Below are 24237 nucleotides of genomic sequence, written 5' to 3'. Positions count from 1 at the left end.
TTGTATGAATAAAAATAGTAAAGAGCTGTTAACAGAGCAGCCATTACAAATATTAATTAAGTTATCATTACCTGCGATATTAGGAATGATTGTTATTGGATTATATCCGTTAATGGATGGGATTTTTGCGGGTCAAATACTTGGTGAAAAAGCCATGACGGCAGTAGGCATTGCTACCCCATTTACCTACATCAATACAGGGATTGCTACTTTGATTGGTGTAGGGTCAGCATCTTTACTTGCCAGAGCAATTGGAGAAGGAAATCAAAGAACCATTGACAAAGTTATGGGGAATCTTTGCTTTTGGGTTTTGTTATTGTCAACAATTGTTACAATATTAGGGTATTTATTTTGCGGACAACTTCTTATGATATTTGGAGCTAAGGGAGAACTTTTAGATCTTTCTACTCGTTATTTACGAATTATTTTTCTTGGATCCATATTTGTGAATTTTGCACAGGCAGCTAATATGGTGATGCGTGGTGAGGGGTTAATGAAACGAGCCATGTTAATTATGTCATTGGGAGCAGGAATAAATATAGTATTAGATCCAGTTTTAATGATAATGTTTAGAGAACATGGAGTTGAGGGAGCTGCTATTGCTACAATAACAGCACAATTTATTCAGGCAGCATTTACGCTTTGGTATTTTAAGAAAAAAAGTGAAACTGTAAAAATTGGCTTGATGAGAAAAGAAAAGGAAATAACAGGAGAGATGTTTTCGGTAGGAGTTTCTGCTATGCTTATGCAGGTGCTTACTATTGTTCAACAGAGTTTTCTTTATAGTCAGGCATTTCGATATGGAGGAGAAACTTCAGCAGCCATTATGGCAGTATCATTAAGAATACAAGCTTTTTCTTTCATTCCGCTATGGGGAATGAGTCAAGGATTACAACCTGCTATTGGTGCCAATTTCGGAGCGAAGCAATATAATAGGGTTAAAAAAATATTCAATGTTTTTACTATTAGTTCCATTGTATTGGCAGCTTGTTTTTGGATACCGGCAGAAGGATTTGCTAAACAGATTCTTAATTTATTTGGATTGTCTGATGAAACACTATTTTTAGCGGTTCCAAACTTTCGTATAATGTATAGTATTTTCATTGTTTATGGGGTAATGATTATGATTATGACATTTTTCCAAGCGATTGGAGATGGCAAAACAGCTGGTGTTTTAGTTATGCTAAGGCAAGTAATTTTATTTATTCCAGCCATGATTTTTCTTCCATACATATTTGGAGCACAGAGTATTTGGTATGTTATACCTATAGTTGATGGTATTGTTGTATTGTTGGGATTGCAGAGATATTTTACAACAGTTAAGAAAATGAAATAACTAATAAATTATGTAGAAGAGCAGTAAATCGAAAGGTTTACTGTTTTTTCTTGTTTATTATATCTTTTAATTAAATACCATTCTCTATTCCTTAGTGTGAATCTAACAAATTTATGATACACTAATAATAGTACTATACAAGGAGGTTTACTGTGACTCTTGATGTAAATAAAGATAAATTAACTATTCTAGGAGTTCAATTTGATAACTTCCCAGATTTTGATACCGTTTGGTATGCTATCGGATCATCAATGATTGAAAATTATGAACCTACTGTTCAAGATGTGATTGATTTAAAAGCTCATGTTATTAACAGACGAAAGGAATTAAATATTGGTTGGAAACATTTCTATTTGAATAAGTTTCAACATGGGCTTAAAATCAATGTTTTCTAACGCTTTCAGAAAGAACAATTTCATCTAATTTGAATAACTTTCAGTTGAATGGTGTGAATTTTACCCTAAAAATACACAAATTGAGCTAGATTTTACCAAAAAGTTCACACCATTAGTTAAATTATTTTTTGTTACATACATTTTTTTAGATGATAGACCTCCTAATTTATTTCTTATAGCATTTGAGCAAACCTCCGTTATCAGAAAACAACCAGAAAGAAAAACCGCAAAATTAATATTTTCTTTCTGGTTGTTTTTTTATAAATTGAATTTTCAGTAAAATATTTTACTCATTTATACTACCCCTTACTTCTATGTACTTTCTTTCATCTAAAGAAAAATCTCGTATTCATCAATTTTATTTCGTTATAAGTAAGAAAAAAGAACAAACAAGAAAAACACGGCATAAAAACCTGTTCAGTTCATCGTCCTCAATCCTTGTCTACTTCATTTTCTTTTACGAGATCTTTTTGTGAATCTTTTTCAGAGAGTTTTTGATCGATATACTTGTTAATGTTTTCATAAAATTCCTTGGTCATCTCACTATCTAATTTTGTCGAATTATGGACTTGATTGACTTTTAATTGAACAGATTGAATACCGTAAGAGGCTTGTTTTTGATGTATCATTTCTAATTCTTCGTCTGAAATCGGATCTCCAACAACCGTCAAGACCAATTCATTGTTCCTTGACTTGTAGACTTGATTAATGACCGTGTGATTGGCGAACTCTTTTGCTACAAACTGTTTGATTCCTTCTTTTCGCGCTTGATCTATCGTCAGAGTGACTGCTGAATAACTGGCTGGAAGAACCAATAATACAATCAAGGATGTCAAGCCAATTTTCATTTTAATGTTTAGCTCTTTAAATGAACTTAAGGGAGATTTTCTCATCAAAATTCTTGTTCCAACAATGTTGGCTAGCATGATAAAGACACAGTTGATCAAGAAAAGATAGAGAGCCCCAAATAAAAATCGTACATTTCCATTAGCTAAACCATAGCCTGCAGTACAGATAGGTGGCATCAGAGCTGTTGCAATGGCTACTCCTGGCACGATATTGTTTGCTTCTTTTTTCCTTGACCCAATTACACCTGCTATCCCACCAGCAATAGCAATGAGAACATCCCAAATGGTTGGAGAGGTTCGTGCAATCAGTTCGCTACTTGCATAAGATAAGGGAGAAATCCAGAAATACAAAGTCGAGACAAGCAAACTGACCAATACTTGAGTAAATAAAACCTCTAGAGATTGTTTGATTAAACGGGTATCAAAAATAGCTAAACCAAACCCCAGTCCAACAATCGGTGTCATAAGAGGGGAAATCAGCATGGCTCCAATAATGACAGCTGTTGAATTCATATTTAGACCTATAGAGGCAATAAAAATCGCACACATCAAAATCACTATATCTCTTAATCGAACATGAAGATCATCATATAATTTCTCACGGTATTCACGTGTTGAATAATTTCCGGTCATTGGTTACTCCTTATATTTCATATACTCTTGTTTCTGCTTGGACTATGCTAGAGAGACTTCTTTTCAATCTTACATATTTTTAATTCTCATCTGTTATGTTTTTGAAAATTATCCTTTAAGCATCCGTCAGTCCATCCTTAACATTATATCAAAAATTTTACAGTCTTTCTCTGAAGAAATCTATCAATTTAAAAGATAGAGAAAGGAAGAAATTTTTGTTTCCTTATACGAAAAAGAAAAAACGGTATCTCCTCTGAAAGAAGATGCCGTTTTAATCTTTAAACATGATTGGTGTGTTCGACAATCCATTGCTCCATTTTGATTTGCAACCAGAAGCCATAGATTCCAAACGTGATGATGGTTAGAAGAAAGCCCTTGATCCAATTGCCGAATAGTTGTGTTCCAGTCCTGTCAAAGTATAGACGTTGACCATCTACTACCGTGTGTTTGGTTTTCAATTTTTCATCATGCAAACCGCCCAAGGTGTTGCAATCCCATCGGAAATCACACAAACAGAAGGCACTAAAACGTTACTGGAAACTCATTCAACAGGAGAGCCGTAAACTCAGTGATAAACGTTTTTATCTCCCAACTTTTCGCTCACACTTGACCAATAAAGAGATTCTCGAAAACCTTCTTGCATACTCTCAAGAACTTAGAGAGCACTATGACCTCTATCAACTATTACTCTTTCATTTTCAAGAGAAACAAGCTGACCATCTCTTTGAGCTTATTGAAGAAACAATTTCTTGTGTAAATCCTATTTTTAAAACTGTTTTTAAGACCTTTTTGAAAGATAAGGGCAAGATCATAAATGCACTAGAACCGCCCTACTCAAACGCAAAACTAGAAGCTACTAATAACCTCATCAAGATCATCAAACGAAATGCTTTTGGCTTCCGGAACTTTAAAACTTCAAAACTAGAATCCTCATTGCATTGAACATCAAAAAGGAGAGAACCAATTTGATCCTCTCCAGGGTATAATTTTCCATCAACCCACTACAGTTGACAAAGAGCCGTTATTCTCAAATGAGACAACTCCTTTTAGTTTTTATAACCTCAGCTCCTCGGTCTCTTACCTACTTTTAATAGAAAGACTACGAAGGACGATTCTTAAAGTAGTCAGATTGTGCAGTATCGAAAGATTAGATGGGCTTAACCAATTTAACAACCCAAATCCGATTAAACCTCCATTTATTACAACTGTTTCTTGAATATTTCTTTGAATTAATTTCTGCAACGATTCAGATAAAGAATTCAATTCCTCGAAGAAATCTAAACGATTATCTAATAATAAAATATCACTCATCTGCTTAGAAATATCCGCACTTTCATTCATCACAACCCCAATATCTGCAAGCGTCAAGGCAGCAGAGTCGTTTAACCCGTCTCCAACCATCAAAATAGTTCGGCCAGCTTTCTGTAACTCCTGAACCAACTGAAACTTACCATCTGGCTTTAAATCAGTATAGACGTTGTCAAATGGCAGATCTTTAACCAACTCTTCTGTTCTAGCCAACGTATCACCAGTTGCCAGAATCAGTTTTTTCCCTTGGTGTTTTAGCTTTTTCAATGCAGCTTTCGCCTCGCTTCTCAAGGGAGTGTTGATACAAAACATCCCAATTAATTCTTTCTTATAAGCCAAAAACAATAAATTGTAATGAGTCTTATATTGCTCAATCAAGGCCAGTTGCTCAGAACTAATTCTTACCTGCTCGTCTTGCATTAGTACATAATTTCCAATGACAACCGATTGACCATCAATTTGCGATTTAATCCCTTTGCTTGCAACATACTGAAGCTTGCCATGCATTTCTTCGTGTTCAATGCCTTCAATTTCAGCTTGTTTAACAATTGCATTGGCAATAGGATGATAGATATGCTCCTCCAAACATGCACTTATTCTTAAAATATCTTTCTCAGTATAATCTCCGAAAGGAAGAACCTTTTCAACCAAAGGATAACTCGTCGTGATGGTACCCGTTTTATCAAACAAGAAAGTATCCACTTCCAGATATTTTTCTAATACATCACCATCTTTAATAACCATTTCTCGATTTAGACCTTCCTTTATGGCCGTAAGATAGGCTACAGGTGTGGATATTTTTAAAGCACATGAAAAATCCACCAATAAAAAGGAAATGGCTTTTGAAAACGAGCCTGTTAACAGATAAGTCAAACCAGCACCTAAGAAGTTATATTTTACAACCTTGTCTGCCATCCTAATAAAATGACGTTGTTTTGTCTTCTTACTCTCTTCAGATTTTTTCATCAGATTGATGAGTTGCAAAATGCGACTGTTTATCTGATTATCTGTCACACGAATTCTTAACTCTCCTGTTTCCAAAACAGTATTCGCACATACAGAATCTCCCTCTTTCTTTTCAACAGGGAAACTCTCTCCTGTCAAGGAACTCTCGTTGACCATGCCTAAGCCCGAAACCACTTGGCCGTCAAACAAGATTTCATTCCCTTGGGAGACAACTAACACATCGTCTACTTGAACATCAGAGCTCTTGATGCTGATGACCATGTCTCCCTGCACTAAGAAAACATCACTTTCTTTAGCAAGAAGGCTTTGTTCCAAATCTGTTGCTGTTTTTTTCAAAGACCACTGATCCAGATGATTACCCAGATCAAGCATAAACATGATGTTGCTAGCTGTCTTGGATTGGTTCATAAACAAGGACAACAAAATGGCCGAACAGTCCAAGACCTCCATGGTCAGTTCCTTGCGCGCTAAAGTTTGATAGGCTTCTTTGACATAACCCAAAGCCTGATAACAAGTCCAAATATAACGAATAGGGTAGGGTACAAAACTTCGAAACAGCCAACGCTTAATCGCTGCATCCGATACAATTGAATAAGCACTCTCTTCTCTACGAATGGGAAGCGTCATCAAGTCCGAAACTTTCCCCTTGTCAATTTTTTTTAAAAAGGCCTCTGCATTTTCTAATACAGAGAAGCCTTCTTTCATACGTAGAGTAAAGTGCTGCTGATCCATATAAAACTGAATAGAGTCGATCCCTTTTTCATCTTTAGCCAAGGAACGAAGATAATCTTGAATATCCAAGGTCAGTGAAAACGAGGACGATAATCGGATATGTTGATATCCTCTGTGTAGCACTTTAAAAGACATATTATTCACCTGTCAGGCTATCTAATTGTTCTTCTTTCTTTTCCTGTTCGTATAAATATTTAGCGTCTTGTAAAACATCATCACCGTGTTGTTTTACAACAGAAACAGATGCATCCAGTCCATCTTTCAATTTGTAAGCTTTAGCCAAGGCCTTAGAATAGCCTTTCTTAGCTTCTTTACTTGCTAAGACTTTCAAGCCAAGCGTCCCAAATGCTACCCCTCCTAAGAAGAGAGATGATTTTTTCGCAACTTTTGCGACGGTTAATACTTCTTTTAACATTTTTATTTCCTCCTTGTAACTATTGTAGCGAAAAGTGAGAGGAAAAGCAATTGCTGATATCTGATATATAGATAAATTTCTCTTTACTAATATCCAATTATATTACGATGAAAACAATATACTTTATTTTTTGATACTGTCAATAATTATGTGTAAACACTCAAGTAGAGTTACGGAGTGTTAATCAAATAAGCTTTCAAGTGTATCAGAACATTGACCAAACCCTTTATGGATTCGTTGACTTTGCTTGAAATTATAATCTTCAAACAACGTAACTAAGTAACGTTCCAGAGCCTCCTCATTAGGAAAAAGAACCTTCTTTTTCGTTTAATGTTTAATTTCTTTGTTAAGAGACTCAATGAGGTTTGTCGAATACATGCTGTGCCAAATCTGGTAGGGAAACTGATAAAAAGTTAAAAGATTATCCGTCTTCTCCAGACTTTCCATGACTTTCCTATACTTTAGTTTCCATTCGGCGAGAAAGTCCTCTAAAGCTTGTACTGCCATTTCTAAATTTTCAGCACGATAAATCATTTTAAATTGCCCCAGAATAACCGCTCTATCTGCTCGTTTCACTTTACTAGCTAGATTTCGACTAATATGAATTAAGCAACATTGTTGTTTAGCTAATGGGTAAGCCTGACTGATAATCTGCTCAAGCCCCTTAAAGCCATCTGTAACTACAAGAGAAACCTGTTGGATTCCTTGGTTTTGAAGCTTGTCTAACAGGGTGGACCAAGAAGCATTGTTTTCTTGAGGCAACTGACTCTGTCAGATTGCAGCCACATTTGTAAGCGACTAAAGTCGCAACAACTGTGTCAATTGCACCAATTTAGTATGAAAATCTAAAAAAGAACACCCCGAAAGGTGTTCTTTGCAAGTATGGTAATTCTCTCGAATTAACGTTTACTAAATTGTGATGCTTTACGAGCTTTCTTAAGACCTGGCTTCTTACGCTCAACCTTACGTGAGTCACGTGTAAGAAGTCCTGCGCGTTTCAATGAATCGCGGAAGTCTGGGTCTACTTGAAGAAGGGCACGAGCGATACCATGACGGATAGCTCCTGATTGACCAGCGTATCCACCACCTACAACGTTAACGAAAACGTCGTATGAACCTACAGTTGAAGTAACTGCGAATGGTTGGTTGATTACAAGACGAAGGTCAGCGTGTGGGATGTACTCTTCAACATCTTTTTTGTTAACAGTGATTTTACCAGTTCCTGGAACAAGGCGAACGCGTGCAACAGCGTTTTTACGACGTCCAGTACCTGCATATTGTGCTTGTGACATACTTTATTGTTCCTTTCCTTAGATAAGTCCTGAAATATCAAGAACTTCTGGTTGTTGTGCAGCGTGAGTGTGCTCAGCTCCAACGAATACTTTCAATTTCATACCTTGAGCACGGCCAAGAGTATTGTGTGGAAGCATACCTTTAACTGATTTTTCGATCAAACGTACTGCATTTTTAGAACGAAGTTCACCAGCAGAGATTTGTTTCAATCCACCTGGGTGGTTTGAGTGAGTGTAGTAGATCTTATCAGTTGCTTTTTTACCAGTCAATTTAACTTTTTCAGCATTGATAACGATTACGAAGTCACCTGTATCAGTGTGTGGTGTGAATGTTGGTTTGTTTTTTCCGCGAAGTACGCTAGCAACAACTGCTGAAAGGCGTCCAAGAGGTACATCAGTTGCGTCAACAACGTACCATTTGCGTTCTACTTGGCCTGGTTTAGCCATGAATGTAGTTTTGTTCATGATTTCTCCTATATGAATATCGTTTTTGTTTACAGGGCGGATGTTCCGGTCCGCGGGGTATTTGAAAGGTTCCGGGGCCTTACAAATGGGGTAAACAATACCGTCTACTATCATACCAAATTTTACTACTAAAAGTCAATAGATATGAAAAATAATTTTCCCGGTTTGACCTTTAAAATATCACAAAAACCTCGTAAAAACGAGGTTTCTATTGCTATTTGTAAGCTAAGGCACGTTTGAAGCTTTTCCATAGACCTAAGTCATCTGTCTGAAGGACTAGGCTGGCATACATGCGTCCGATAAAGGCTGTTGCAGTCACTGCAAAAACGACTGTAATCGCTAGTGAAATCCAAGCTTCTAAATCACTTGCATAACCATTGATGGCTCTAAATGGCATAAAGAAGGTCGAAATAAAGGGAATGTAAGACCCAATTTTCAAAACCAAATTGTCTCCTGCAGCGCCCAAGGCTGTTACCCCCATAAAGCCTGCTATAATCAAGATCATCAATGGCGACAAGGCCTTACCGGCATCTTCAGGACGAGAAACCATGGAACCAAGGAAGGCTGCCAAAACTACGTACATAAAGAGGCTCACTAAGATAAATAATAAGGTATTGACTGTGAAGGCTTCTCCCAGATGTTTTAGAATACCTGAATTTGCCAAGAATGGTAAGTCTTTGAAGAGAAGTAGCGCAGCAAGTCCACCCACTACGTAAATGCCAATATGGGTCAAAATCACAAGAAGCAAGGCAATCATGCGAGCGTAGAAATAATGACTAGCTCGGATACTAGAAAAGACCACTTCCATGATTTTAGTTCCTTTCTCACTAGCCACTTCCTGAGCAGTGACACTAGCATAGGTAATCAAGATCATATAAAGGAAGAAGCCGAGGCCCGCGGCCGCAATGGTTTGAACCATCTTTTTATTTTCTTTGGACTCGTCAATCTTCTCCGTAAAGTCAACAGTTTGAGCCAGGCGTTTTTCCTGCTCTTGGGACAAATTAGCCGCTGAGCGATTGAGTTGGTATTGAAGCTCATTGAGCTTATTGGTTACTGCTAGCTTGATGCCTGTTTCAAGAGAAGTTTCACCATGGTAAACGGCTTTGATGACACTATCCTCTTGATCAATCGTTAGATAACCCTTGATTTTTTCATCCTTGATGGCAGCTTGGGCACTGGCTTCATCCTGATAGTCAAAGTTAATACCATTGGTATCCTTGAGCCCTTCTGCTACAGATGGTACAGTTGTTACCACAGCTACCTTGCTATTTTTAGCCATAGAAGATCCTTGAAGATAGCTGATTCCTCCAGTTAGAGCGATAAAAAAGAATGGTGAAATGACCATAAAGAAGAAACTCCAGGACTTGACATGTCGCAGATAAGTTTCTTTAATAACTACCCACATATTTCTCATACTTCCACCCCTGATTCTAGTTTAAAGATTTCATCGATTGTTGGAGCTTGTTGGTCAAAGGTCGCGATGTATTGACCTTGAGTGAGGATTGGGAAGAGTTCCCTTCCAGCGCTCTCATCATCTAGGATCAATTTCCAACTGCCTTGCTTGGTCAAGCTCACCTGTTTGACATGAGGAAGATTTCCCAGTTCTTCCTTGCTTCGTTCACTTGAAACAAAAAGACGTGTTTTCCCGTATTGATTGCGAACATCCTGAACTGGTCCATGCAAGACCACACGCCCATCACGAATCATGAGAATATCATCGCAAAGTTCCTCAACATTGGTCATGACATGGTCTGAAAAGATAATGGTCGCACCACGCTCTTTTTCTTTTAAGATGACCTGCTTGAGCAACTCAGTATTGACTGGATCCAGTCCACTAAAAGGCTCATCCAGAATAATCAAGTCTGGTTCATGGATTAGAGTAATAATCAGTTGGATTTTCTGCTGATTCCCTTTTGAGAGACTCTTGATCTTGTCTGTCAACTTGCCCTTCACTTCCAATTTTTCCATCCATTGAGGGAGTTTTTCCTTGACCTCCTTGGCATCCATGCCCTTTAGAGTCGCTAGGTAGCGAACTTGTTCAAGGACGGTCAACTTGGGCATGAGACTGCGTTCTTCAGGCAAATAACCTATCCGAGCGTAGGTTTCCTGACGAATATCCTGCCCATCCAGACTGATCTCTCCTTGATACTCCAAAAATTTCAAAATACTGTGGAAAATCGTTGTTTTCCCAGCACCATTTTTTCCGACCAGCCCTAGAATTCGTCCTGGACTTGCCTGAAAATCGACACCAAACAAGACTTGCTTGGAACCGAAACTTTTCTCTAGATTTCTTACTTCTAGCATCTTCCACCTCCGAAATATGTTGCACTTATTATACTCCTTTTTGATAGCCTTTACAATCATTTGTATCCATTTTTATCGAGATTTTTATAGTAAAAACCTGCCAAATTTAAGGTTTTTAAAGAGCTCCAGTGATAGATTTAGTATAACCCATTAAAGACTATCCGGGAGAATTTTTCCTCAACTGTCCCTTTTTATTCCTGAACGAGCATTTTAAGAATTTAAAAATCCACCCCGAAGGATGGATTGAAAATTTAACGCACTTCTGCATGGACTTTTTCTTCGAGAGAAGTTTGGATTTTTTCCATGTAACGTGCTACTTCTTCGTCCGTCAAGCTATCTTCTGGATTTTGGAAGGTTAGGCTATAAGCCATTGACTTCATACCAAGTCCCAGTTTTTCACCTGAGAAGACGTCGAAGAGTTTGATATCTGTCAAACGTTTCACGCCGGCAGCTTGGATAGCGTCTACAACTTCTTGATGGCTAATTTCTGCCTTGAGAAGAAGGGCAATATCACGGCTAACTGCTGGGAATTTGGTGATTTCCACAAATGGAGCAGCCGGTTGGAGGGCAGCTTCGATGGCTGAAAGGTTAAGTTCAGCTACATAAGTTTCTGGGATATCGTAAGCCTTGGCAGTGACTGGATGAACTTGTCCAAGGAAACCAAGAACTTGGTCGCCTAGTGAGATTACGGCTGTACGTCCTGGATGAAGGCTAGTGATTTCAGATGTTGCTGTATAAGTTACTTGGAGTCCCAAACGAGCAAAGAGCGCTTCAAGGATTCCCTTAGCATAGAAGAAATCAACTGGAACCGCTGCAGTTTGGAAGTCTTTTTCAGCGACTAAACCTGTCAATGCAAAAGCAAAGCTGTTGATTTCATTTGGCAAGTCTTCTTTTGGATTGCCTGTTTGTTCAAAGACTTTTCCAATCTCGTAAAGAGCCAAGTTTTTGTTCTTACGAGCCACGTTGTAGGCCACCGTATCCAAAATACCTGAGATCATATTTTGGCGGAGGACTGAACGTTCCACAGTCATTGGCCACATGAGTTCTGTAAGGTTACTTGGTTGAGCTGTAAACTCAACTGCTTTTTCAGGCGTTGTTAGAGCGTAGGTGATGATTTCTGACAAACCAGCTCCTTCAGCAATGGTACGAACTTGGCGACGAAGTTTCTGTGTCGCTGTCAATTCACCAGCTGTACCGTCATCTTTTGGAAGACTGGTTGGCAAACGGTCATATCCATAGATACGAGCGATTTCTTCAAAGAGGTCTGCCTCGATGGTAATATCCCAACGACGACGTGGGACGCTGACAGTGAAGGCTTCCGCATTTCCAGAAAGGCCAAAGCCAAGACGACGGAAGACATCCTCTACATCCGCGTAGGAAAGCTCCGTACCAAGGACACGGTTAACGTCTGCAAGAGTGGAAGAAACTTCTACATCAGAAGTATCAAGTTCACCAGCTGAAACGATGCCTTTGCGCACCGTCGCACCTGCAAGTTCCGCAATCATACTAGCTGCAGCATCCAAGGCCTCATTGACTGTTGCCACATTAATGCCTTTTTCAAAGCGAGAAGAGGATTCAGAGCGTAGGTTAAGGCGACCACTGGTCTTACGGATAGATTTTCCATTGAAAACAGCTGCTTCAAGGACCACACGACTGGATTTTTCAGAGATTTCTGTAGCTTGTCCGCCCATAACACCTGCAAGAGCTACTGGCTTGTCTGCGACAGTGATGACTAGGTCAGTTTCTGCAAGTTCACGTTCTTCACCGTCCAAGGTCACCAATTTTTCACCAGCACGCGCTTCACGTACGCGGATATCAGTCCCTTCAAAGGTATCCAAGTCAAAGGCATGCATGGGTTGACCAAAGTAGAGCAGGATATAGTTGGTCACGTCTACAACGTTGTTGATAGGACGGATGCCTTCGTTCATAAGAAGGTTTTGCAACCATTGTGGACTTGGTGCGATGGTCACATTGTCCAAGATACGGGCCGCATAGTAAGGTGCCTTGTCTGTCTCAATACCTACAGAAAGAGCATCTGCTGCACTTTCATTCGTTTCTGTTAAACTGAATTCTTTAAAGCTAACTGCCTTGTCATAGATGGCTGCTACTTCGTGCGCTACTCCACGCATAGAAAGAGCGTCCGCACGGTTTGGTGTGATAGAAAGCTCGATGATTTCATCATCCAAGTCTAGGTAAGAGAAGACTTCCTCACCAGGGACTGCATTTTCTGGCAAGATTTGGATGCCGTCTGCGAATTCCTTTGGTACAACGGAGTCAGAAATCCCCAATTCACCCAGTGAACAAATCATTCCGAGAGACTCAAGACCACGAATTTTCCCTTTTTTAATCTTGTAGTTGTCCGCGATACGAGCTCCTGGAAGAGCCACCATGACCTTGATACCAGCACGTACATTTGGAGCACCACAAACGATTTGACGGGCTTCTTCTTCGCCAACATTAACCTGACAAACATGGAGGTGAGTTTCTGGCACATCTTCGCAAGAAAGCACCTCACCGACGACAATTTTTGAGAGACCAGCAGCCGGTGATTCGACACCTTCTACCTCAATCCCTGTGGTTGACATTTTTTCAGCCAACTCTTGTGATGGCACATCAATGTCCACCAACTCTTTTAACCATTTATAAGATACTAACATAATTCTGATTCTAAGATCCCACCAAGCAAGACCTTTTCAATTCCTTTCTTTTTCTTCGAGTCAGTCCTTACCATTCTCATCAAGAGAAAATGACTAGGACTGTATAGGACTGTGTTTCAGGTTTCAATCTTATTTAAACTGTTCTGAGAAGCGGACATCCCCTTGGTAGAATCCACGGATATCGTTAATCCCGTAGCGGAGCATGGCTACACGCTCTTGTCCAAGACCAAAGGCAAAACCAGAGTAAACCGTTGCATCAATACCACTCATCTCAAGGACACGTGGGTGAACCATACCGGCCCCCATAATCTCGATCCAACCCGTTTTCTTACATACATTACAGCCTTCTCCACCACACTTGAAGCAGGAAACATCCACTTCAACAGATGGCTCTGTGAATGGGAAATAGGATGGACGCAGACGAATCTGACGCTCTTCACCAAACATTTTTTGCACAATCAACTGAAGCGTTCCTTGAAGGTCAGCCATAGAGATATTTTTCCCAACAACCAAGCCTTCGATTTGGTGGAATTGGTGACTGTGGGTCGCATCGTCCGTGTCACGACGGAAAACGCGTCCTGGTGAGATCATCTTCAAAGGACCTTTCGAAAAATCATGGGCATCCATAGCACGCGCTTGAACTGGAGACGTGTGAGTACGGAGCAAGATTTCTTCTGTGATATAGAAAGTATCCTGCATATCACGGGCTGGGTGGTCTTTTGGAAGGTTCATGCGTTCAAAGTTGTAGTAGTCTTTTTCAACTTCAAAACCATCCACGACTTGGTAACCCATCCCGATAAAAATATCTTCGATTTCCTCACTGGTTTGTGTCAAAACGTGACGGTGACCAGTCGCAACTGGACGACCTGGAAGGGTTACATCGATGCTCTCGCTAGCCAGTTGTGCTTCAACTTTCTTTTCTTCCAAGAGCTTTGCCGTTTCTTCGAAGGCAGCTGTCAAGACATCACGAGCTTCATTGACGTGTTTTCCGATGATTGGACGCATCTCAGCAGAAACATCCTTCATCCCTTTAAGAATTTCGGTAAGCGAACCCTTTTTCCCTAGGACAGAGACACGCAAGTCTTGCATCTCTTTTTCATTTTCAGCAGTAATCTGCTTCAAGCTAGCCAGCGTTTCTTCGCGAAGCGCTTTTAATTGTTCTTCAATAGTTGACATATTTCCTCCATCAGTCTCTCATAAGATAAAAAGAAAACCACATGTCAAAAACTCCACTCGGAGCGTTGACACGCGGTACCATCCGTTTTCATCTGACAAGTCAGACCTTCATTTCTAAATCCATGCGCAAGTGAATTCACCCAGCTTTCATATAGAGAGCTTGCAGTCACGGCTCTCCTCCCTGATATACTTCCCTTGAGTTACTAGTCTTGCGGATTCCTATTCAATTACTACTTAGTTTATCAGATTTTTACCATTCTTGCAAGACCTATCTCACTTCTGTTTACCTTTAAATCGCCATTGGAAGCGGAGCTTGTCATAGAAGGGAAATTCGATAAACAAGACTCCCAAGCCCACACAGAGACTGGCAAGGACGTCTGATGGATAGTGAACTCCTAGATAGACCCTTGACACCAGTACACTGACTAGGTAGAGACCTAGCACGATTTGCACGATTTTTCTCCAGACTGGATCTTTAATTCGTTGACTGAGAATGACAATCAGAGTGCCTACCATCAAAGTTACAGCCAGAGAATGGCCGCTTGGGAAGGAAAATCCCTTCTCCTCTACCAAGTGTAAGATAGTTGGTCGTGGGCGCTGGTAAATATTTTTAAAGGTCACGATCAAAAGACCGGCTAAGGTTAGATTGCCCGCCATGAAGTAGCTTTCTATCTTCCACTGCTTACGATAAAAGATAAAGGTTGCGATGGCAACCCAGGTGATAATCACTGGGATATCAATCAAATGCGTAAGGGCACGGAACAAATCTGTCAAATAATCTGGCAAGTCCCCACGAAGAGCAGTCTGAATCGGTTGATCAAAACCGACCAGCATTTCGGGGTAAAACTTGACCATATAGCCAAGAAGGACGAAAAGTAAAAGGGCAAAACTGCCCTTCATTAAAAATGTTTGTTTATCTCTCATAATGTTTTAAGGTTGGTTTCAAGAGGACATATAACAACCAGAATGAAACGGCAAAGATGATACCTTCAATCAAGTTAAAAGGTAATACCATAGTCATTAGGTAGTTGGAAAGTCCCAAAATTTTTCCAATATCAAAGTTGGCAAACTTCGCGTACAAAGGAACAGCATAGACATAGTTGAGAATCAACATAGCAGCAGTCAAGCCGACAGTTCCCGCTAGAGATGCTAGTAGGAAACGAAGGGTGCTGCGTTCCTTTTTCCAAATCAAACCAAAAGCGATAACAAAAACTCCCAAGGCTACGATATTCATTGGCAAGCCAATGTAAGTATTCACTCCCTGGCTATTGAGAAGCAACTTCAAGAGTGATCGCAACAAGAGAATCCCGAGAGCAGCAGGCAAATCCATCACCACCAAGCCCACAAGGACTGGCAAGATACTAAACTCGATCTTGAGGAAGGTCGCCGCTGGCAAGAGCGGAAAGTCAAAGTACATCAGCACAAATGAAATGGCTGATAAAATCGCAATGGTCGAAAGTCGACGTGTGTTTGTCATAACAGGTTCCTCCAATTTTCTATAAAATCAGAAGAAGTTGGAAAGGATCCCTCTATCTATTCTCACTTTTTATATCCCAAAAGTTCCCCCTCACTCTTTTGAGCAAGCGGTTGCAATTTATCTATAAACTCATCCGAACAGACAAAGCTATTCTTTCGTCTTCTCCCATCCAGACTATACTGTCGGTTGTGGAATCGCACCACATCAGCTTGCGCTCGCGGACTTCTTTAAGGGAAGGAAATAGAGGTTTTTCTTTTAGACTAGGCGACAAGCTGTAGGCATAACTTACAGTTAGGCAAAACTTGTCAACAAAGTTTTAAAGGAAAAATTTTTCCTAATGATACTCAATGAAAATCAAAGAACAAACTAGGAAGCTAGTCGCAGGCTGTACTTGAGTACGGCAAGGCGAAGCTGACGTGGTTTGAATTGGATTTTCGAAGAGTATTAAAGTCACCGCCGGTCGGGAATTACACCCAGCCCTGAAGACCCTTTAATCATAACAAAAAACGCTTGCAAGTGCAAGCATTTTGTTTATTTCAATTTATCCGCTTCATAGGTGTGAACGAGCTCTAAACCAGCAAAATGTTGCTGACGAAGAGCCTCATAAACAATCATGCATACGGTATTCGAAACATTGAGACTGCGGACATGTTCATCGTTCATAGGAATACGGAGAGCTTTCTCAGGATGTTCACGCATAAAGTCCTCTGGCAACCCCTTATCTTCACGTCCGAAGAGAAAATACTGATCTTCACCACTTGCCAAATTCGCCTCAGAATAGACCTTTTCCGCAAATTTCGAAATCAGATAGACTTGCCCTTTTATCTGAGACATAAAGTCTGCCAAGTTATCATAAAAATGAATCTCTAACTTATCCCAATAATCCAAACCAGCCCGCTTCATCTTGCGATCATCAATGGGAAAACCCATTGGTTTGATGATGTGGAGGGGAGAATTGGTCGCAGCGCAAGTACGCGCGATGTTGCCCGTATTTTGTGGAATCTGAGGTTCAAATAAAACAATGTGATTTGTCATAATTGGCTTCCTTTTATCATTGCAAAAAAATAGCCACACTGCCCGGAGTCAAGCTCAGCAAACAGCGTGGTTAAGGCGTCGTTAACTTACCTCACAACAGGTTTGAAGTAAATCAGCGAAACTACTTTCTTAGTATAACACTTTCAGAACCAATGTCAATAGAAACGACTTGAATTTTTTACTTTTTTTAATGATATTTTCATACTCGGACATTCACTTTCAGAATAGCCTTACCAAGAGAGTGAAATCACTTCATCTGAGAGACATTTTTATAGAAGATAAGCATATTTATCTTCAAAAACGTGAAAAAGTTCTTTCTTCCCGCAAAAATTGGCTTGGCAAGTGCATTTTTTGCTAAAAAAGGGTATGATAGTTACATCATGAAAAAGTAGGTTTTTATATGAAAATTGTCCTTGTTGGTGGAGGGAAAGTTGGTTTTGCCCTCTGTCGTTCACTAGTTGCGGAAAACCATGATGTTGTCCTCATCGAGCAAAATGAAGCTGTACTGAACCATATTGTCAGTCGCTTTGACATCATGGGCCTCCTTGGAAATGGTGCCGACTTTACTATCTTAGAGCAAGCCGGTGTTCAAGAGTGTGATATCTTTATCGCACTAACCGAACACGATGAAGTGAACATGATTTCAGCAGTTCTTGCCAAAAAAATGGGAGCTAAAGAAACCATCGTTCGGGTTCGAAATCCAGAGTACTCCAACTCCTATTTTAAGGAAAAAAATATTCTTGGATTTTCTCTCATTGTCAATCCTGAGCTTCTGGCTGCTCGTGCTATTGGGAATATTGTTGACTTCCCAAGTGCCCTTTCGGTCGAACGTTTCGCTGGAGGTCGAGTTAGCTTGATGGAGTTTGTTGTCAAAGATGCTAGCGGTCTTTGCCAGATGCCCATTTCAGAATTTCGGAAAAAATTTGATGTGATTGTGTGTGCTTTGGAGCGCAACCATGAGTTGATCATTCCAGGTGGTGAGATGACCCTTCAAGATAAGGATCGCATCTTTGTTACAGGAAATCGGGTCGATATGATGCGCCTGCACAATCATTTTAAAGCTCGGACTGTTAAGAGCTTTCTGATTATCGGAGCAGGAAAAATTGCCTACTATCTCGTCGGCATCTTGAAAGACAGCCGAATTGACACCAAGGTTATCGAAATCAATCCTGAAAGAGCCCGTTTCTTTAGTGAAAAATTCCCAAATCTCTATATCGTTCAGGGAGATGGGACAGCCAAAGATATCTTACTAGAAGAAAGTGCTCCTCACTACGATGCGGTCGCAACCTTAACTGGGGTGGACGAAGAAAACATCATCACCTCCATGTTCCTTGACCGTGTTGGCGTCCAGAAAAACATCACCAAGGTCAACCGGACCAGTCTCCTAGAAATTATCCATGCGCCTGATTTTTCAAGTATCATCACGCCAAAAATCATCGCAGTGGATACCATTATGCACTTTATCCGAGGACGGGTTAACGCCCAATACTCAGACCTTCAAGCCATGCACCATCTTGCAAACGGCCAGATTGAAACCCTACAATTCCATATCAAGGAAGCTAATAAAATGACTGCCAAGCCTCTTTCTCATCTGAAATTGAAGAAGGGTATTCTCATCGCAGCCATTATTCGAAAAGGAAAAACAATCTTCCCGACCGGAGAGGATACGCTAGAGGTCGGAGACCAATTACTGGTAACCACCCTGCTACCAAATATCACCAAAATTTATGATTTGATTGAGAGGTAAGAAATGAATAAAAGTATGATTCGTTACCTCCTCTCCAAACTTCTCTTGATCGAGGCTGTTCTCCTACTAGTTCCTGTCAGCGTAGCGACCTATTACCGAGAGTCCAGCCAAGTATTTACAGCTCTTTTTACTACAATTGGAATTTTAGTCCTTCTCGGTGGGGTGGGAGTCCTACGAAAACCAAAAAATCAACGGATTTATGCCAAGGAGGGTGTCTTAATCGTTGCCCTCTGTTGGATACTCTGGTCTTTCTTTGGTGGCTTACCCTTTGTCTTTTCAGGACAAATTCCCAGCATCATCGATGCATTTTTCGAGATCAGCTCTGGTTTTACAACGACTGGTGCTACTATCCTAACAGATGTTTCCGTTCTCAGTCGTTCCCTCCTCTTCTGGCGAAGTTTCACCCACTTGATCGGAGGGATGGGAGTGCTTGTTTTCGCACTTGCTATTATGGACAATGCTAAGAATAGTCACTTAGAGGTGATGAAAGCAGAGGTCCCTGGTCCTGTCTTTGGTAAGGTTGTATCCAAACTGAAAAATACTGCCCAGATTCTCTATCTACTTTACCTAGGGCTCTTCTCCCTCTTTGTTGTCATCTACTATCTAGCAGGTATGCCCTTGTTTGATAGCTTTGTCATCGCTATGGGAACAGCAGGAACGGGGGGATTCACCGTCTACAATGATGGAATCGCCCACTACGGCAGTTCCCTGATTACCTATCTTGTCAGTTTTGGCGTTCTGGTTTTCGGTGTCAATTTTAACCTCTATTACTTCCTCATGCTCCGTCGGGTCAAGGCCTTCTTTGGAGATGAAGAACTGCGGGCTTATGTCATTATTGTTCTGGTGTCTACCGGTTTGATCACCCTCAACACCCTCCACCTTTACCAAGGTGTCTCTAAGAGTTTTGAGATGGCTCTCTTCCAAGTATCCAATATCATTACGACAACGGGATTTGGTTACGGAGATATTACCAACTGGCCCCTTTTCTCCCAGTTTATCCTCCTCTTCCTTATGGCAATCGGTGGCTCAGCTGGGTCAACAGCAGGTGGTCTCAAAATTATCCGTGGACTTATCCTTACAAAAATTGCTAAAAATCAGATTCTGTCCATCTTATCTCCTCACCGTGTTTTGACCCTCCATGTGAATAAAACGGTGATTGACAAGGATACCCAGCATAAGATTCTCAAGTACTTTGTCATCTATGCTATGATTTTGCTAACACTTATCTTTATTGTCAGCCTAGACAGCAATGATTTCCTGGTCGTGACCAGCGCTGTCTTTAGCTGTTTTAACAATATCGGACCAATTCTAGGTACAACATCGAGTTTTGCCATCTTCAGTCCCATCTCTAAACTCCTGCTCTCATTTGCAATGATTGCGGGTCGCTTAGAGATATACCCAATTTTGCTACTCTTTATGAAACGTACCTGGTCTAAACGTTAATAGAAATATAAACGAAACTAGATGAAACTCTTTAAATAGTAAAAACGCATAAAATTATGGCTACTTTTAACCTGATTTTATGCGTTTTAGTATATAAGCCATCCCCATAGTTTAACAGAGCATGAAGGTTTTATTCAACTTTTTTAATAAACACTAGTTTCTTTTCTTCTTGAAAGAGAATTTAAAGAGCGTCATCATTCCTAGTAATACTGCTCCAACTGGGCCTAAAAGACTACTACTTTCTCCTGTTTTTGGTAAAGCTTTTTCTTTATCTTCAGTCTTTTCTATTTCTTTCTTAGATGGATCAGACTTCACATCTTCAATTTTTTTCGTCCCCTCAGACAGACTCCTAGAATCCTTATTCTTACCATTATCCTGAGGTTTCAGGTTTAGTTCCGGTTGTGGTGCAGGATTCGGCTGTGGTGTAGAATCTGGTTGCGGTGCAGGATTCGGCTGTGGTGCTGAATCTGGTTGCGGTGCCGGATTCGGCTGTGGTGCTGGATCTGGTTGAGGTGCAGGATTCGGCTGCGGTGCTGGATCTGGTTGCGGTGCAGGATTCGGCTGCGGTGCTGGATCTGGTTGCGGTGCTGGGTTCGGCTGTGGTGCTGGATCTGGCTGTGGATTTGGTTTCTCAGTGTTTTGAGATTGATAAACAACCCCATAATTTGAGAAGTGAGAAACTTTGAAATGAACATATTTTCCATCAGCACTCAATTCAAACGGCAGTTCCTCAACTGCTCCTGTTTCTGGTAAGAAGTAGATAACCTTTCCTACTTTACGACTAGGATCCACAGGTATCGTTACAGTTGCTTCTCCTGAAATTTGTACAAAACTACCATCTGCCTTTTGAGTCTTAACATCGTAAAGTTCAACATTTTTGGCTGGAAGTTCTGCTGGGAGTTTAGCCAGAATAGTGGTATCTAAAACCTTGTCCGCAACAATCTTATCAACCGCTGCAACATCTGCTCCTGTTAGAGAAACAGAAACATTGCTTGTAGGGGAAACGAGGGTCTCTTTGGGGTGAGATTTGTAGTATACACGTGCTGCTACAACCCCTACAGCAGTATCAGACACTCTATACTTCAACAAGGTTCCATATGCAGGATTTACAAGGTCTTTAGGGTCAAAACGTTTCCCGAGGGGAAGTCTATAAGTTCTCGTCAACCCTCTCTGTCCTTTCCAATTCTGCTCATCCCAATCTATAAGATGATATACCATCACGGTTGTATCATGGCTTATCTTACTAGCATAAATATCTGGGCTGGTCGAGTCTGTAGGGTTTGGAACCTCTCTGATAATTTCTTTGAAGGTGATGATATACTCCTCTTGGATTTGCTCAGAGCCGTCATTGGTTATGGTTCTGCCGATATTCTTAAGATTTTCCTTATAATCATAGCCTTTCTTATAATCATCAAGCTCAAAATCCTTATAGGTATTGGCCTTTAAGGTGTAGCTTTCTCCTGGCTTGAGAGTGATTGTTTTTCGGGACAATTCATCAGTCCCTCGACCACCAGCTTGGAAATAGTGATATACTTCAACCACATCAAAGGTGACTGTTTGCAAAGCAGGTTTCTCTCCCTCAACTATCTTCTTTTCTTTATCTGGTAGTTGATTAGAAGTTTCCTTAGTAGAGTCCGTATTCTTTTCTGCTGTTTGCTCCTTTTCCTTAGCTTCTGGGGTATCAACTAGGGTTTTTGGTGTTTCTGCTACCGTTTCCTCTGCCTGTGCAAGGCTTGCTCCAGCCAGACCAACCGTCACAGCTGCTAGACCAAGCAAAGCAAGTTTCTCTAGCTTGATAGCTTTTTTTCGATCATGTTTATAACGCTTTATTCTTGACATCTTGTGTCTCCTCATTATTTAAAATTTATCACATTAAGTATATCTCCCCCCAATCCCTTTGTCAAGCCTTTTTCAGCACTTTTTAAAATATTTCTCTCCCCAGATTGTTTCATTGAAAAAATTAAAAATGAGAAGACCTTTTGGTCCTCTCCGAATCTAATTATTTTTTAAGAGCTTCCTTGTAACGAGCAAGTTCTGCTTGATTTGCCCAAACATAGTGACCTGGACAAATTTCCACCATAGATGGCTTGTCTGTCTCATAGTCATGTTGGTCAGGGTCGTAAACTTTCAAGACTTTCTTGCGTTCCAAGATTGGATCTGGAATCGGTACAGCAGATAGAAGCGCCTGAGTATATGGGTGGACAGGATTGTTAAACAACTCCTCTGTCTCCGCAACTTCGACGATAACTCCCTTATAGATAACTGCGATACGATCTGAGATAAAGCGAACAACTGACAAGTCATGGGCGATAAAGAGATAAGTCAAGCCCAACTCTTTTTGAAACTTCTTGAGCAAGTTCAAAACTTGCGCACGAACAGATACGTCCAAGGCAGAGATTGGCTCATCCGCAATAACGAAATCAGGTTCCATCACAAGGGCACGAGCAATCCCGATACGCTGGCGTTGACCACCAGAAAACTCGTGTGGATAACGGGTCAGGTGTTCTTTCAAAAGCCCAACTTCATGGATCATCTTTTGAACTTTTTCTTTTCGGTCTTCTTCATCTTTAAACAAGTGATAGTTGTAAAGACCTTCAGAGATGATATAGTCAACCGTCGCACGCTCATTCAAGCTGGCTGCAGGGTCCTGGAAAATCATCTGGATACGACGGATCAAGTCTGAGGATTCCTTATGAGATTTTTTTCCATTGATCTTATGACCATCAAAGATGATTTCACCTTTACTGGTATTATTTAGACCAATAATAGCACGACCAATCGTTGTTTTCCCACTACCAGACTCTCCTACAAGAGAGAAAGTTTCTCCCTTGTTGATAAAGAAGTTGGCGTTTTTAACCGCGACAAACTTCTTACTTCCTTCACCGAAGGAAATTTCTAAATCTTTAATTTCTACTAATTTTTCAGACATTTCCTTCCTCCTAGTCTTCTAGATGAGCAAAGCCCATTTTATCACGAATCTTGTCATGCAAATCTGCGATGACCCCAGGTTTTTCAACTTTAGGAGCATTCTCATGAAGCAACCAAGTCTTAGCCCAGTGGGTATCACTAACTGAAAACTGAGGTGCTTTTTGTTCAAAGTCAATTTGCATAGCATAATCTGAACGAAGGGCAAAGGCATCACCTTTCAACTCAGTATAAAGAGACGGTGGTGTTCCTGGGATAGAGTACAATTCCCCTTTATCATCAGCAAGCTGTGGCAAGCTAGACAAGAGACTCCAAGTATATGGATGACGTGGATCGTAGAAGACTTCCTCAACAGTACCGTATTCTACAATTTCACCAGCATACATAACCGCTACCTTATCCGCAATACTTGCTACCACACCAAGGTCATGGGTGATAAAGATAATGGTAAAGTGGTACTCGTTCTGTAAAGTTTTAAGCAAATCAATGATTTGGGCTTGAATGGTTACATCAAGGGCCGTTGTCGGCTCGTCACAGATCAAGATATCTGGACGACAGGCAAGGGCAATCGCAATAACGATACGTTGGCGCATCCCTCCAGAATACTGGAAAGGATACTCTTCAAAACGTTTTTCAGCATCTGGGATTCCGACCTTGTTCATATAGTCGATTGCCATCTCTTTGGCTTCCTTGGCTGTTTTTCCTTGGTGTTTAACGATAACTTCAGTGATTTGGCTACCAATTGTATTGATTGGGTCCAAACTTGTCATAGGGTCTTGGAAGATGGTCGCAATTTTAGCACCACGAATCTTCTCCCATTCCTTGTTAGAAGTCAAGGCTGTCAAGTCTTGTCCACGATAGTCAATACTTCCTTGGGCAATACGTCCATTGTCTTCTAGCATCCCTGTAAAGGTTTTTGTTAATACAGATTTACCAGAACCTGACTCACCTACCAGGGCAAGAACTTCCCCTTCAATCAGGTCCAGAGACACTCCTCGGATAGCCGTCAGAACTTTGTCACGAACGTCAAATTCCACGACAATATCACGAGCAGTCAAAATTACATTACTTTCTTTTGTCATG

19 protein-coding genes and 3 pseudogenes are annotated in these 24237 nt (G+C 40.6%); 5 read left to right on the top strand and 17 right to left on the bottom strand.

Going from position 1 to position 24237, the window contains the following annotated elements:
* The first annotated feature begins 4 nt into the window (after positions 1 to 4).
* A complete protein-coding gene (locus tag SNAG_RS01790; protein WP_096406029.1) occupies positions 5 to 1336 on the top strand; it encodes an MATE family efflux transporter in 1332 nt (443 codons plus the stop codon).
* A gap of 152 nt (positions 1337 to 1488) precedes the next feature.
* The gene (locus SNAG_RS01785; protein WP_096406027.1) at positions 1489 to 1731 is read left to right on the top strand and encodes a hypothetical protein; all 243 of its coding nucleotides are present in this window, start codon (positions 1489 to 1491) and stop codon (positions 1729 to 1731) included.
* Between the two features lie 431 nt (positions 1732 to 2162).
* On the opposite strand, the gene SNAG_RS01780 is transcribed toward SNAG_RS01785, so the two are convergent.
* Both SNAG_RS01780 and SNAG_RS01775 read right to left on the bottom strand, forming a co-directional pair.
* The gene (locus SNAG_RS01780) at positions 2163 to 3212 is read right to left on the bottom strand and encodes a DUF389 domain-containing protein (RefSeq protein WP_096406024.1); all 1050 of its coding nucleotides are present in this window, start codon (positions 3210 to 3212) and stop codon (positions 2163 to 2165) included.
* Positions 3213 to 3490: 278 nt separating this feature from the next.
* Positions 3491 to 3735 (bottom strand): annotated as a pseudogene (locus SNAG_RS01775) (DUF898 family protein).
* Between SNAG_RS01775 and SNAG_RS01770 the strand changes: the two are divergent.
* Positions 3711 to 4198 (top strand): annotated as a pseudogene (locus SNAG_RS01770) (transposase); the annotation flags it as partial. The pseudogenes SNAG_RS01775 and SNAG_RS01770 overlap by 25 nt on opposite strands.
* 91 nt (positions 4199 to 4289) lie before the next feature.
* Here SNAG_RS01770 and SNAG_RS01765 read toward each other — a convergent pair.
* The 12 genes and pseudogenes from SNAG_RS01765 to SNAG_RS01710 all read right to left on the bottom strand — a co-directional run bounded on the left by SNAG_RS01765 (position 4290) and on the right by SNAG_RS01710 (position 17039).
* Positions 4290 to 6353 (bottom strand): heavy metal translocating P-type ATPase, encoded by a 2064-nt coding sequence (locus SNAG_RS01765; RefSeq protein ID WP_096406022.1) that lies wholly within the window; start codon positions 6351 to 6353, stop codon positions 4290 to 4292.
* A 1-nt stretch (position 6354) separates the two neighbouring features.
* The gene (locus tag SNAG_RS01760; RefSeq protein WP_021002060.1) at positions 6355 to 6633 is read right to left on the bottom strand and encodes a DUF6110 family protein; all 279 of its coding nucleotides are present in this window, start codon (positions 6631 to 6633) and stop codon (positions 6355 to 6357) included.
* 180 nt (positions 6634 to 6813) lie between these two features.
* Positions 6814 to 7392 (bottom strand): annotated as a pseudogene (locus tag SNAG_RS01755) (IS256 family transposase); the annotation flags it as partial.
* Positions 7393 to 7532: 140 nt separating this feature from the next.
* Positions 7533 to 7925 carry a 30S ribosomal protein S9 gene (rpsI, locus tag SNAG_RS01750; protein ID WP_000075973.1) on the bottom strand — a complete coding sequence of 131 codons (393 nt, stop codon included), beginning with the start codon at positions 7923 to 7925 and terminating at the stop codon, positions 7533 to 7535.
* A gap of 18 nt (positions 7926 to 7943) precedes the next feature.
* Positions 7944 to 8390, bottom strand: a complete 447-nt coding sequence (gene rplM, locus SNAG_RS01745; RefSeq protein ID WP_001044624.1) for a 50S ribosomal protein L13 — start codon at positions 8388 to 8390, stop codon at positions 7944 to 7946.
* Positions 8391 to 8604: 214 nt separating this feature from the next.
* Positions 8605 to 9804 carry an ABC transporter permease gene (locus SNAG_RS01740; protein ID WP_096406019.1) on the bottom strand — a complete coding sequence of 400 codons (1200 nt, stop codon included), beginning with the start codon at positions 9802 to 9804 and terminating at the stop codon, positions 8605 to 8607.
* Positions 9801 to 10694, bottom strand: coding sequence for an ABC transporter ATP-binding protein (locus tag SNAG_RS01735; RefSeq protein WP_096406017.1), 894 nt, complete (start codon positions 10692 to 10694; stop codon positions 9801 to 9803). Before SNAG_RS01735 ends, SNAG_RS01740 begins: the two co-directional genes overlap by 4 nt.
* Before the next feature lie 251 nt (positions 10695 to 10945).
* The gene (pheT, locus tag SNAG_RS01730) at positions 10946 to 13351 is read right to left on the bottom strand and encodes a phenylalanine--tRNA ligase subunit beta (RefSeq protein ID WP_096406014.1); all 2406 of its coding nucleotides are present in this window, start codon (positions 13349 to 13351) and stop codon (positions 10946 to 10948) included.
* 129 nt (positions 13352 to 13480) lie between these two features.
* A complete protein-coding gene (gene pheS / locus SNAG_RS01725; RefSeq protein ID WP_096406012.1) occupies positions 13481 to 14527 on the bottom strand; it encodes a phenylalanine--tRNA ligase subunit alpha in 1047 nt (348 codons plus the stop codon).
* 273 nt (positions 14528 to 14800) lie between these two features.
* Positions 14801 to 15451: a phosphatase PAP2 family protein gene (locus tag SNAG_RS01720; protein WP_096406009.1), complete on the bottom strand. Its 651-nt coding sequence runs from the start codon at positions 15449 to 15451 to the stop codon at positions 14801 to 14803.
* A complete protein-coding gene (locus tag SNAG_RS01715; RefSeq protein ID WP_096406008.1) occupies positions 15441 to 16004 on the bottom strand; it encodes an ECF transporter S component in 564 nt (187 codons plus the stop codon). The genes SNAG_RS01720 and SNAG_RS01715 overlap by 11 nt, the downstream gene beginning before the upstream one ends.
* Positions 16005 to 16535: 531 nt before the next feature.
* The gene (locus SNAG_RS01710; protein ID WP_096406006.1) at positions 16536 to 17039 is read right to left on the bottom strand and encodes a tRNA (cytidine(34)-2'-O)-methyltransferase; all 504 of its coding nucleotides are present in this window, start codon (positions 17037 to 17039) and stop codon (positions 16536 to 16538) included.
* Positions 17040 to 17439: 400 nt separating this feature from the next.
* Between SNAG_RS01710 and trkA the strand changes: the two genes are divergently transcribed.
* Positions 17440 to 18786, top strand: a complete 1347-nt coding sequence (gene trkA / locus SNAG_RS01700; RefSeq protein ID WP_000706819.1) for a Trk system potassium transporter TrkA — start codon at positions 17440 to 17442, stop codon at positions 18784 to 18786.
* 3 nt (positions 18787 to 18789) lie between these two features.
* Positions 18790 to 20229, top strand: a complete 1440-nt coding sequence (locus SNAG_RS01695; protein WP_096406004.1) for a TrkH family potassium uptake protein — start codon at positions 18790 to 18792, stop codon at positions 20227 to 20229.
* A gap of 153 nt (positions 20230 to 20382) precedes the next feature.
* Here SNAG_RS01695 and SNAG_RS09750 read toward each other — a convergent pair whose 3' ends face one another.
* From SNAG_RS09750 to SNAG_RS01680, 3 genes are all read right to left on the bottom strand, one after another.
* Positions 20383 to 22068 (bottom strand): LPXTG cell wall anchor domain-containing protein, encoded by a 1686-nt coding sequence (locus SNAG_RS09750; RefSeq protein WP_157740108.1) that lies wholly within the window; start codon positions 22066 to 22068, stop codon positions 20383 to 20385.
* Positions 22069 to 22228: 160 nt separating this feature from the next.
* On the bottom strand, positions 22229 to 23158 hold the full coding sequence (locus tag SNAG_RS01685; protein ID WP_096406003.1) for an ATP-binding cassette domain-containing protein: 930 nt from the start codon (positions 23156 to 23158) through the stop codon (positions 22229 to 22231).
* A gap of 10 nt (positions 23159 to 23168) precedes the next feature.
* The gene (locus SNAG_RS01680; protein ID WP_033629312.1) at positions 23169 to 24236 is read right to left on the bottom strand and encodes an ABC transporter ATP-binding protein; all 1068 of its coding nucleotides are present in this window, start codon (positions 24234 to 24236) and stop codon (positions 23169 to 23171) included.
* Between the last annotated feature and the right edge of the window lies 1 nt (position 24237).

It is taken from the genome of Streptococcus sp. NPS 308, from assembly GCF_002355895.1.
GTDB lineage: Bacteria > Bacillota > Bacilli > Lactobacillales > Streptococcaceae > Streptococcus.
The sequence above is the reverse complement of the archived record's forward strand: the minus strand, read 5'-3'. Positions and strand labels throughout refer to the sequence as shown.

What these genes read in the sequence shown, in the direction of transcription:
- SNAG_RS01685 (WP_096406003.1), bottom strand. Translation starts at nt 23,158, where the DNA reads ATGTCTGAAAAATTAGTAGAAATTAAAGATTTAGAAATTTCCTTCGGT.
- SNAG_RS01780 (WP_096406024.1), bottom strand. Translation starts at nt 3,212, where the DNA reads ATGACCGGAAATTATTCAACACGTGAATACCGTGAGAAATTATATGAT.
- SNAG_RS01760 (WP_021002060.1), bottom strand. Translation starts at nt 6,633, where the DNA reads ATGTTAAAAGAAGTATTAACCGTCGCAAAAGTTGCGAAAAAATCATCT.
- SNAG_RS01765 (WP_096406022.1), bottom strand. Translation starts at nt 6,353, where the DNA reads ATGTCTTTTAAAGTGCTACACAGAGGATATCAACATATCCGATTATCG.
- SNAG_RS01720 (WP_096406009.1), bottom strand. Translation starts at nt 15,451, where the DNA reads ATGAGAGATAAACAAACATTTTTAATGAAGGGCAGTTTTGCCCTTTTA.
- pheS (WP_096406012.1), bottom strand. Translation starts at nt 14,527, where the DNA reads ATGTCAACTATTGAAGAACAATTAAAAGCGCTTCGCGAAGAAACGCTG.
- trkA (WP_000706819.1), top strand. Translation starts at nt 17,440, where the DNA reads ATGAAAATTGTCCTTGTTGGTGGAGGGAAAGTTGGTTTTGCCCTCTGT.
- SNAG_RS01740 (WP_096406019.1), bottom strand. Translation starts at nt 9,804, where the DNA reads ATGAGAAATATGTGGGTAGTTATTAAAGAAACTTATCTGCGACATGTC.
- SNAG_RS09750 (WP_157740108.1), bottom strand. Translation starts at nt 22,068, where the DNA reads ATGTCAAGAATAAAGCGTTATAAACATGATCGAAAAAAAGCTATCAAG.
- rpsI (WP_000075973.1), bottom strand. Translation starts at nt 7,925, where the DNA reads ATGTCACAAGCACAATATGCAGGTACTGGACGTCGTAAAAACGCTGTT.
- SNAG_RS01710 (WP_096406006.1), bottom strand. Translation starts at nt 17,039, where the DNA reads ATGACAAATCACATTGTTTTATTTGAACCTCAGATTCCACAAAATACG.
- SNAG_RS01735 (WP_096406017.1), bottom strand. Translation starts at nt 10,694, where the DNA reads ATGCTAGAAGTAAGAAATCTAGAGAAAAGTTTCGGTTCCAAGCAAGTC.
- pheT (WP_096406014.1), bottom strand. Translation starts at nt 13,351, where the DNA reads ATGTTAGTATCTTATAAATGGTTAAAAGAGTTGGTGGACATTGATGTG.
- SNAG_RS01680 (WP_033629312.1), bottom strand. Translation starts at nt 24,236, where the DNA reads ATGACAAAAGAAAGTAATGTAATTTTGACTGCTCGTGATATTGTCGTG.
- SNAG_RS01695 (WP_096406004.1), top strand. Translation starts at nt 18,790, where the DNA reads ATGAATAAAAGTATGATTCGTTACCTCCTCTCCAAACTTCTCTTGATC.
- SNAG_RS01715 (WP_096406008.1), bottom strand. Translation starts at nt 16,004, where the DNA reads ATGACAAACACACGTCGACTTTCGACCATTGCGATTTTATCAGCCATT.
- rplM (WP_001044624.1), bottom strand. Translation starts at nt 8,390, where the DNA reads ATGAACAAAACTACATTCATGGCTAAACCAGGCCAAGTAGAACGCAAA.
- SNAG_RS01790 (WP_096406029.1), top strand. Translation starts at nt 5, where the DNA reads ATGAATAAAAATAGTAAAGAGCTGTTAACAGAGCAGCCATTACAAATA.